At 50.9% G+C, this 990-nt stretch carries 2 protein-coding genes; both read right to left on the reverse strand.

Going from position 1 to position 990, the window contains the following annotated elements:
• Window positions 1-543: type I 3-dehydroquinate dehydratase (aroD, locus tag ACTHS3_RS14815; protein WP_440368348.1), on the reverse strand; the 543-nt coding region annotated here is incomplete at its 3' end.
• A 27-nt stretch (window positions 544-570) separates the two neighbouring features.
• Window positions 571-990: helix-hairpin-helix domain-containing protein (locus ACTHS3_RS14820; RefSeq protein ID WP_440368349.1), on the reverse strand; the 420-nt coding region annotated here is incomplete at its 5' end.

The raw sequence follows: 990 nt of genomic DNA on the forward strand, positions 1-990 counted from the left end.
TACATCTTGCGACGATTGCGGCATCACGGCAATTTTGCAGATATCCGCGCCCCACTCGGCCATTGTTTTCAGACGGCTTGTAATGTCTGCCAAAGACGGCGTGGCTTGGAAATCGTGATTGCAAAGCAAGGCGGCAGTTTGATACTCATGCGCCAAAGCTATGGCTTGTTTTACGCCGCTTTCCTCGGCAAAAAGCTCGATGTCGATAATATCAGCTTGTTTGGAACGGATGATTTTTTCCAATAATTCAAAATAATAGTCGTCAGAACAAGGCGCATTGCCACCCTCTTGCGCCCTTCTAAACGTAAACAGTAAAGGCTTGTCAGGAAAAGCCTGTCGGACAATGCCTAATTGTTCGGCAATAAAATCGGCATCAAGCGCCTCTTGGAAAAAATCCGCACGAAATTCAATAATGTCAAAAGCCGTCTCTTTCAATACGCGCAAAGCCTGCTCCAATTCCTGCGTATTGGCGGCCACCAGCGGCACGGCAATTTTAGGCAGGCCTTTGCCGATCTCGATATTCTTGATGATGACAGGTTTCATATTGTTCCTTTTTGCTGTTCAAGCCAATCAGTGCAGATGCTCATAAATGGTTTCCGCCAAGGCTTTGCTGATGCCTTCCACTTTTTCCAAGTCCTCGCGGCTGGCGGCAATCACGCCGCGCAGACCGCCGAATCGGGTAAGCAATGCTTGGCGGCGTTTGCTGCCGATACCGGGGATTTCGCTGAGTGAGGAAGTAACGCGTGCTTTGTCGCGTTTTTTTCGGTGGCCTGTAATCGCAAAGCGGTGCGATTCATCACGTACGGTTTGCAATAAATGCAAGGCCGGGCTGTTGGGCGGCAGGCGGAAGACTTCGCCGGTAAAAGGCAGAATGAGTTCTTCCATACCGGCTTTGCGCTCGGGACCTTTGGCGATACCGACCAAAGGAATGTGCAGCCCGAGTTCTTCCCATACCGATACGGCTACGCCGATTTGCCCTTTGCCGCCGTC

It is taken from the genome of Neisseria sp. P0009.S007, from assembly GCF_051962515.1.